The 8,921-nt window shown below is 65.5% G+C and carries 7 protein-coding genes and 1 tRNA gene; 3 read left to right on the top strand and 5 right to left on the bottom strand.

Translation table 11 applies throughout. The annotated features are described in order from the left end of the window. Window positions 1–145: 145 nt before the first annotated feature. Window positions 146–718, bottom strand: a complete 573-nt coding sequence (locus GY937_23645) for a hypothetical protein (protein MCP5059709.1) — start codon at window positions 716–718, stop codon at window positions 146–148. Between the two features lie 318 nt (window positions 719–1,036). Between GY937_23645 and GY937_23640 the strand changes: the two genes are divergently transcribed. Then, window positions 1,037–2,515, top strand: a complete 1,479-nt coding sequence (locus tag GY937_23640) for a sulfatase (GenBank protein MCP5059708.1) — start codon at window positions 1,037–1,039, stop codon at window positions 2,513–2,515. A 56-nt stretch (window positions 2,516–2,571) separates the two neighbouring features. On the opposite strand, the gene GY937_23635 is transcribed toward GY937_23640, so the two are convergent. From GY937_23635 to GY937_23625, 3 genes are read right to left on the bottom strand one after another with little or no spacing between them, the layout of a single operon-like run. Further along, window positions 2,572–4,458: an NAD(P)-binding protein gene (locus GY937_23635; protein ID MCP5059707.1), complete on the bottom strand. Its 1,887-nt coding sequence runs from the start codon at window positions 4,456–4,458 to the stop codon at window positions 2,572–2,574. Beyond that, complete coding sequence (locus tag GY937_23630) at window positions 4,455–5,177, bottom strand: hypothetical protein (protein MCP5059706.1); 723 nt, start codon at window positions 5,175–5,177, stop codon at window positions 4,455–4,457. Before GY937_23630 ends, GY937_23635 begins: the two co-directional genes overlap by 4 nt. A gap of 10 nt (window positions 5,178–5,187) precedes the next feature. Next, window positions 5,188–5,754 carry a TetR/AcrR family transcriptional regulator gene (locus GY937_23625; GenBank protein MCP5059705.1) on the bottom strand — a complete coding sequence of 189 codons (567 nt, stop codon included), beginning with the start codon at window positions 5,752–5,754 and terminating at the stop codon, window positions 5,188–5,190. Window positions 5,755–5,967: 213 nt separating this feature from the next. On the opposite strand from GY937_23625, the gene GY937_23620 reads away from it, so the two are divergent. Next, window positions 5,968–7,263: a hypothetical protein gene (locus GY937_23620; GenBank protein ID MCP5059704.1), complete on the top strand. Its 1,296-nt coding sequence runs from the start codon at window positions 5,968–5,970 to the stop codon at window positions 7,261–7,263. Between the two features lie 4 nt (window positions 7,264–7,267). Here GY937_23620 and GY937_23615 read toward each other — a convergent pair. Next, a tRNA-Arg gene (locus tag GY937_23615) sits at window positions 7,268–7,400 on the bottom strand. Window positions 7,401–7,623: 223 nt separating this feature from the next. Between GY937_23615 and GY937_23610 the strand changes: the two genes are divergently transcribed. Continuing rightward, window positions 7,624–8,475: a metal-dependent hydrolase gene (locus GY937_23610; protein MCP5059703.1), complete on the top strand. Its 852-nt coding sequence runs from the start codon at window positions 7,624–7,626 to the stop codon at window positions 8,473–8,475. Window positions 8,476–8,921: the final 446 nt, after the last annotated feature.

Below are 8,921 nucleotides of genomic sequence, written 5' to 3'. Positions count from 1 at the left end.
TCGCTACCGGTTCGGGCGGGCTCACCCCTGGCCGGGCGGGTTTCGCACCCGCTGGACGACGAATCGAAATTTCATGGAGTCATCGCATCTCCTCCAATCCCAATCGACCAGCAGAGCCTGGTCGCACTGTACGGCCTACCCGCCGCTACCAGGTGAAGCGTGCCCGGATGGAGGAGCAATCCGCAGCGACCTCGAAATCGAGTGTGCCGTCCGGGCATGCCAGGTCGAGCAGCCCCAGGCACACGCCTGCCCACATGTCGAAGTAGCCCGGGTGCTCTCGCAGCTCGGGGGCGAGCGCGTCGAAGATCACTTCGATCTCCCCGGGTCCGGAGCTACCGACGCGCGGCTCACATAGATCGCGAAACACAAGCCCCCAGCCCTTGGGGATGATCGCGAGGAGCCGCGTGCGTCGCTCTCCCAGCACCCGGAGCATGCCCAGGACGAGGGGCTCCAGCAGGGGCTTCTCGATCAGAGCGGGGATCGCCCTTCGGTAGAGCTCGCGGCTTCGCTCCCGGCCGAACTCAGCAACGATCGCCTCCGAAACGAAGGGGCCGCGCTCGAGTGGGATCCAGCCGATCCGGCTCTGGGCGTCGGCGAAATCCCGGATGGCCTCCGGAACGCGTGCCCAGACCCGCTCGCGCGACCCGGACTCGAACTCGTCCAGCAGCTCGAGCATGTCGAGCGAGGCACTCACGCGCACCGCAGGAGACCGGCTCATGGCCCCGTTTCGGCCAGGTTCCGCTCCGACTGTAGCCCTCTGCCCGGATTGGCATTTGGGCCAGATCGCCTAACCACTCGAAAGAACTGGCACGCCGGGAGGGATTCGAACCCCAGCCCTCAGGTTCGAAGCCTGGACCAAGAAGAAGAAGTGACGGGGACTTGGGTGTCGTCGCTATGCGATGGGGTGCAGGGGGGTTCGTTTCGACGGCACCAGGTGCCCGGACGGCACTGGACGGCGCCTTCTCATCTTCCCCTCTCTGCGGAGGGGATTTCCTACCCGAATGTGTCAATGCAGCAGAGAGGGACGCAGTAGCCAGTGAACGGTACCCTCCTCTCTGTGACCCGGATGCTCGTCGCTGCGACGCTCTTCGTCCTGGCCTGCGGCGGAGAGCCGCCGGCGGCGGGCGCAGCGCGCGGCCCCAACGTACTGCTCATCACCGCCGACGACCTGGGCTGGCGGGATCTGTCCTCGTACGGGAACCGTGACGTCGAGACTCCGAGCATCGACCGGCTCGCCGCCCAGGGCACGCGCTTCACCCGCGCCTTCGTGGCGGCGCCGAGCTGCTCGTCCTCGCGCGCCAGCCTGACCACCGGCCAGTACCCGCACACCAATGGAGTCACCGGGCTCAGCCATCGGCACCCGCGACGCATGCTCTCGCCGAGGCGCACGACGCTAGCCGACGTGCTCGCCGACGCCGGCTACCGCACCGGCCTGGCGGGCAAGTGGCACGTGGCCCCCTACCTGCCGACGAGCTGGTACGGCTACCACGAGCGCATGGGCGGCCTGATGGACATGTGGATCCGGGACATCGCGCCCGCGCTGGAATTCGTGCAACGCCACCGGGAGCGGCCCTTCTACCTCGAGATCAACTTCATGCAGACGCACCGGGATGACGGCGGCGCGTTCTCGTTCGACCCGGACTTCCCGGTGGACCCCGCCGCGATGTCGATGCCGGTCTACCTGAATCTCCCGGACTGGCCGGAGATCCGGGGCGAGCTGGCCCGCTACTACAGCCAGATGCTGGGCATGGACGCCATGATCGGCGAACTGCTGGCGCTGCTGGACGAGCTGGGGCTGGCGGAGAACACGCTGGTCGTCTTCGTGAGCGACAACGGGCCCCCCTTCCCCGGCGCCAAGATGACGCTCTACGACCGCGGCATCGCCACACCGCTGCTCGTGCGCTGGCCCGGGCGCGTCCCGGCAGGAATCGAGCGCCACGCGATGCTGAGCCTGATCGACGTGATGCCGACGCTTCTGGAAGCCGTTGGCGCGCCGGTTCCCGAGGACATGGAGGGCCGCTCCTTCCTTCCCATCCTTCTGGGCGAGGCTCCCGACGCGCACCGAGAGGCCGTCTTCGCCGAGATGACCCATCACGTGGAGTACATCCCCACGCGGGCGGTGAGGACCGAGCGTTGGAAGTACATCCGCAACTACTCCGACATCGCCATCGGCCTGGACCAGCTGAACAACCAGGAGTGGGCGCACCGGCTCTGCGAGCTGCCGGACCAGCCGTGGAAGCGCCCGCGCGTGGCCGAAGAGTTCTACGACCTGACCACCGACCCGAACGAACAGCACAACCTGGCGGGCGATCCTGCGCACGCCGAGGTGCTAGAGCAAATGCGCGCGCGCCTCGACGCCCACATGCGGGAAACCGCCGATCCCTATCTGGATGCACCCTTCACCCGCGACCACGACCCGGAGCGCTACCAGCCGAGCCAGAGCTCCGGCACAGCCCCTGGAGAATCCGGAACTGAGCACCAGGCCGCCTTCATGGCCGGGTTCGGGGTCCGATAGAACCAGTTCTCGATGCTGCTCGAGGTGTTCTCCATCCAGTCGACCCCGGGGCGAACCTAATCCGACAGGCGCTCTCCGACCGCTCTCCACGCAGCGTCGATTGCAGCATGCAGATAGGCAGACCCCTCCGAATCCGCATTCGCAATGCTGATGCGACCCAGCGGCTTTCGGCCCAGCTCGTGGGGCGCCTTGCCTTCTTCCCAGTCCGGGTCGTACAGGTCCGTGTATCCGTACGAGTATCCGTGGGCCCAACGATTGACGGTGATCGCCTCGATGTCTCGCCCAGCGTCGAAGCCATGGCGACCGAACATGCCCGTAAGCTGTTGCTCGACCGCCGACTCGAAGGTCGAGAACGGTGTCGAGTAGAGACGCTGCCTGCCCAGCCGAAAGAGATCGCGAGCGGTCTGCTGGCCATCGTTCTGCGGCGAGGGGTTGTGGGCCATCCATAGGACCATTGGCCCGCTCCGCCGAGCGCCCTGGTACTCGCCCAGACTCACAGGCGGTGCCTCGGAGACAAATTCGTAGAAGCTGCCCGGGCAAGCGTACTGGACGGGTCCCGCCGCTTTGACGGCATCGCCCGTGCGCAGCAGCACGTTGGTCATGACGAGGGGCACCTTGACGCCGTACTTGAGGTGCTCTTTCTGCGCCTCCGGAAGCTCGGGGGCAAGGTGGGGAATGATCCCGTTGTAGCAGGCCAGGATGCAGTGCCGGGCGCGGAGGGAGTAGGCCTTGCCGCCTTGCACATAGGAGACCTCGACCCCGCCGTCGCGATTGACGGCATGGACGACCGTGCTGTTCAGTCGCAAGCGGACAGGTGACTCCTCGCGATCGAGGCGCGTGTAGTCGAAACGCGCCGAGAGGACGTCGTCCATGGCCCTGCCCGGGGCGACTTCCGGGATGAGCCTTCGCACCAGCATTCGGGCGACCGAGGCGTTCCCGTCTGGGAACAAGGGGAAGCGGACGCTCGGGATCATGTAGGCAAAGAGCTTGCTGGCCAGGCTTCCGGTCAGGCCCAGGCTTTTCATGCCGGGGGCACCGGCCAAGAAGGCTTCGGCCGCGGAGCAGGACTCCACGCCGACGCCGTAGAGGATCCGCAGGAACGGATCGAAGAGAGCGATGGTCTCAGGCTCGAGCCCCGCCTTCTGGCTCAGGAAATCACGATAGGAGGTCGTCTCGATGTAGCGCTTCGTCTCCCAAAGAGACAACTCGGAGAGCAGGTCCCGATCGCCATCGACCAGCGCCACGAGTCGCTGCTCTTGATCGGACGGCAGCCCGAGGGCGCCGATGGAAGCGCGAACATCCCCTTGGCCAAGCCAGGTGTGGACCCACTGCCCATGCGCGATACGGTCCTGGCCGTACGTCTGCCCATTCAGGTAGTAACCCATCTGGGCTTCGCCGAGCTGCGCCAACAAGTGCTCGGGCTCTCTTGCGGCGTCCAACCTTTCGAGATCGACGCCGATCTCCTCCAGCACGGTGTGTACGTTGGCGCTGAAGCTGTCTTGTTCCAGATTGACGCTGCCGCCGACCCCGAGCAGCGTGCGACCGTCCGCGTGGAACTCGTTGCGCTTGGCGTGGCCGCCGAAATCGTCGTGGTTCTCCAGGATGAGGATCTTCTTGTCCGCGCCTGCCTGTTTCCGATAGAGGTACGCCGACGCCAGGCCGCTGAGGCCTCCGCCCACGATCACCAGGTCGTACGCTTCATCGAGGGCTGCGTACTCCGTCGGCTTCTCGCCGCGCCAGGCCAATGCGTGGGCCACCTCGAACGAACCGTCGTGATTGCCGCGCATGCCGGTGAGCGTGGGGGGGTAGTAGTCCTGGGGGATGCCGCCGGCCGTCGGGTCGTTCTCCGATGCCAACAGCTCTCGCGGGGAGAGCGTCGTCCCAGCCGCCAAAGCGAGCGCGGCCCCATTGAGGAAGTCGCGGCGTGTGATGGACTGCTTCATGCTTTCCCGCCGGCTGACACGCCCCTGAAGAGAAAGAGCCCAGCGACCGTGACGATGAAGAGGAGTCCGGAGGCGCCGAGGACGTAGGTCTCGATCTGCGGTCCTGCGATCGCCCGGGCCAGAACCGCGATGACGATTCCGTTGTACGAGAGACCGAAACCACCCAGAGTGATTCCGACGATCTTCGCGGTGAGAGAGCCCCTGAGGAGAGGGCGTGCGACCAGGAGGGCAAACAAGCTGTAGAGCCAGAAGCCCAGGTAGTCGAACGAGGTGTAGAGCGAAAACGGGACCGTGACGTTCAGGATCGGGAGCAGCGTCTCGGCCATCTCGCTTGCCGCCGAGCCCGTCGCGATCGCTTCTGCCAGCATCGGGATCGTCCACACCGCGATGAACTTGGGGATGAAGAAGACCACCATGGAAATGGCGACCAGGGTGGCCGCGAGGATCGCACGCAGCGGATGCGTACCCGCGATCTGCCAGGCGATTCCCGCAAAGACTCCGGATAGCGAGATCATGGCGACGATCTGGTTGATCCAACCGATGATGAAGAAGCCGGAATTCGCCGCCAACCAGGCGACACGCTCGGAGGTCGTCGCTTCGTAGCCACCTGGGGCGTCCAGAGGAAGGAAGAACGAGACCATCCCGGTGCCGAGAGCGATCGCGGTCGACCAGAAGGCCGCTCGAGTGATTTGCTGATCCAGTGTGCTCGAAACGCTCAAGTAAGAAACCTCAACCTTCCTCGCCGTAGTTGGCGTCGATGAACTCGAGGACGGCGGCACGCATGGACTTGGCATGACGCGCCCAGCGCCGTCCTTGACCCACGAACAGCGTTGCGCCTTCCACCATCGACATGAGCATGAGCGCTTCGGCACGGGGAGCGCGGCTACCTTCTGCGATGAGTCGTTCTTCCAGGGTGTCCAGGTATCGGCGATAGATGGCGTCGAGCAGTGATTCCATCACGGGCTCTACCTGGGCCATCGCCCACAGCTGCGGGAAGAGCCTGTCGGCCTGCAACGTGGCGTCGGCCGGCGAGTCTTCGAGGAGAAACTGCATGGTCTCGCGGAGATCCGGCGAACCGCCGCCTGCCGCCAGCGCATCGAACGAGCGCCCGTACTCCTCGGCGATGAAGGCGGCGAGGTCGTGCAACAGATCTTCCCAGGTGGGGAAGTGATACTGCAGCGCGCCCAGCTTCATGCCGCTGGCGCGCGCCAGGGCGCGCATGCTCAGATTGGCGTAGCCATCGGACGAGAGGATCTCGATCGCTTCCTCGAGGATCTGCCGCTTGCGTTCGGTCAGCGCAGTCTTCTCCTGGGTCGGCGACATGTCACATGACATGTTATGACCTGTCATATGACATGTCACGTGGAGAGGCCCACGCGAACCAGGTGCACGGGGCCTATCGTCTCGTCTCTTCGGAGTAGGATGGGGGCTACGTCTCCTTGCTGTGCAGGGGCGTGCGATTCGCCGGCGCTGGGTGACGCAGCTCCTGGTTTGGTTCATGCTCCGCGAATGGCGGAGAAGCGGGTGGGACGCAGGCGAGGCACGCCCATTGCGGTGGCGGCGCACACCCTCGAGCGTGAGGCGGCAGCCCTTCTCACCGACGCATTGCGCCAGATCGGTGTGCCGGGCGCGCGCCAGCGCCATCGAAGTCAGCTCGGGCTTGCGATCGACGCGGCGCAGGCCGCGCTCGCCACGAGCGACGGGACTCCGGAGGCGATCGCTGGCGCGCGGAGCACGTTGGTGAGGGCCCTCGCCGCCCGCGCGGAGGACGCGCGTCACGGCGCGGGGCAGCTATCGAGAAGTGCTCAACGGGCGCCGACTCGCGAAGCCTGCGACGACGGCTGGCGGCGCGTCGAGGCGATCGTGGCCGGGGCGGAAGCGTCTGCAAGCGAAGCCGCGTGCATGGCGCTCCAGTCGGACGACCCCGCTTCGAGGGAAGCCGCACGGACGGCACAAGCTGCGGCGCAGGAGGCTCGCCGCATCATCGAGGAGCGAAACCATGCGTACACGTTCCATGCCGATCCTGGTTTCTCGTTCGGCGAAGGTTGGTACCTGGCGGCAGCAGCTTCGCTCTCGAACGTCGAGATCCAGATCGAGCCCGATCAGGCGCAGACGCAACAGGCCGAGCGCTTTCTTCGCGCTGCCGGCCTCCGGGATTGCCTCCAGCCCTACCGCTCGCGCCCACGCGCGAACAAGCAGCTCCCCGAGATCGTGGCGCAGGCCTACCGTGCCGACGCACCCGCCGCTCAGCGAGAGCTCAGGGCCGCCTTCCTCGGCGACGCCCCGATCCCGCAGCGCATCGTCGATTGGACCGATCGCGCTCTGGCCCATGCTTCGACCGGGAACAAGGTTCTCCTCTGGATCCGCCGCGGTGCACATCATCCGTGGCGCAACACGGACGACCGGGAGCTCCTCGAGCTCATCCAGCGGTCCCTCGCAGCCGAGCTCGTCCCCGTTCTCATAGGCGACACCCTGGACGTGCAGGCCCCATCGGAGGCCGTGGACCTCACGCTCTTCTGGAAGGAGCCGCTGTTCCAGGGGGCCGACATGCGGCGCGCTCAACTCCAGTTCTTCGAGCACCTGAGGCGAACACACGCGTTGGTCGGACAGCTCGGTGTGACCACCGCAGGCATGGATGGCCCGGCCCTGATGGGCCTCCCGACCCTGTACCTCACGGACGCACCGAACGTCCGAATGAGCGCGTGGGTCGGCACCGTTCCGGGGTACCAAGGACTCGTGCGCGGAGAAGGCTACCTCGAAGACGTCGGCAACACGCTGAAGGCTTGGGCCGATCGCGCGTCCTAGCTAGTGCCCAGGGAGGGATTCGAACCCCCGACCCCCAGGTTCGAAGCCTGGTCCAAGAAGAAGAAGTGACGTGGACTTACGTGTCGTTGCTGTGCAGGGGAGTGCAACAGGGTGCAGGGGGGTGTCGTTTCGGCGGCAGCAGATCTGCGGACGGCACCAGGTGGCGCCTCTCCGCAGAGTCTCATTTCCTGGATCACGAGCGAGGGCACCTTCAACTGCTCCCCTCGTCGCGCAGTAGTCCCTGCGACTGGCTCGGCCCCCCGCACCGACCGCTGTTCTTCCGCCTCGCCCTGAGGCGGCGTTCGGAATGCCGGGTGGCCGCATGGTATTCTCGGAGACCCAATTCTCAGCGGAGAATCGATGAGGTCCAACGTGAGTGCCAGCGCATCGTCCCTGCCCGAAGACGTCGAGATCACCTATCGCCGGATGAACTTCGAGCTCGAGGGCGGAATCCCGCGCTACTGGCACTCGGGCAGCCCGGCGATCACCCACTTCTTCACCGCGCTCTCGATCGTCTTCCCAGAAGGTGAGAAGTTTTTCATGGACTCGGTGCGGAACTTCGCGGACGAAATCCATGATCCCGATCTTCGACGAGAGGTGAAGGTCTTCCTCCAGCAGGAAGCCCACCACACGTTTCAGCATCGGAAGTACAACGCTCTGATCGAGGCCCAGGGGATCGACGTAAAGCGATTCGATCGCATGCTCGCAGGGGCGCTGAACTTCTTTCGCAAGCGCCTCTCGTACAAGGTGCAGCTTGCTACCACGGTGTGCCTTGAGCACTACACGGCGGTGCTCGCCCACCAGCTCCTCACCGAGCCGCGCTTCACTGAGGGAATGGACGAGAGGGTCGCGGCGCTCTGGAAGTGGCACGCCGTGGAGGAGACCGAGCACAAGGCCGTCTGCTTCGACGTGTACCGCCACATCGGTGGGAGCTACTTCACCCGAGTGATCACCTGGGCGCGAATCATGTTCGGGTTTCCGATGGGTATCACGTTCATCATGCTTCGCCTTCTGGCGATGGACGGACGTCTGGGCGATGTGCGGGAGGTGATCCGGGGGCTCTCGTTCATCTGGGGACCCCGGGGCGTCATGCGAGCAATCCTGCCCGAACTCATCGCTTTCTATCGACGGGACTTCCACCCCTGGCAGGCGGCCAATCAGGATCTGATCCGCGAGTGGTCCGTTCGCAACCGAGAGCTCGTCGTGAGCTGATCGTGGCCGCCAGATCTTCCGCGCCCCTGCGCGCGGGGACTTGCGCTCGAACACGAGCACCGCGGCTTGGAAAACCGCGGGGATGGCTCCGACCAGGTTGCAGGACGCGGCATAGGCCGGCATGGAGGGGTCGTTTCGACGGCACCAACCCGGGGACGGCACCAGGCGGAGCCTCTCAAGAGAGTCTCGACCTGGCGGTCGACTCTCCGCGGGACGCGCGCTGGATCGATCCCGACACCTTGCTCGTGATCCAGGAGTTGCCGAGCACCGAGGAGCCGGGCCTGCCCGAGACGCGGATGATCCTCGGAGCATAGGAAGAACAGTGCGACCAGGCTCTGCTGGTCGATTGGGATTGGAGGAGATGCGATGACTCCATGAAATTTCGATTCGTCGTCCAGCGGGTGCGAAACCCGCCCGGCCAGGGGTGAGCCCGCCCGAACCGGTAG

The organism is bacterium, from assembly GCA_024228115.1.
Taxonomy (GTDB): domain Bacteria; phylum Myxococcota_A; class UBA9160; order UBA9160; family UBA6930.
The sequence above is the reverse complement of the archived record's forward strand: the minus strand, read 5'-3'. Positions and strand labels throughout refer to the sequence as shown.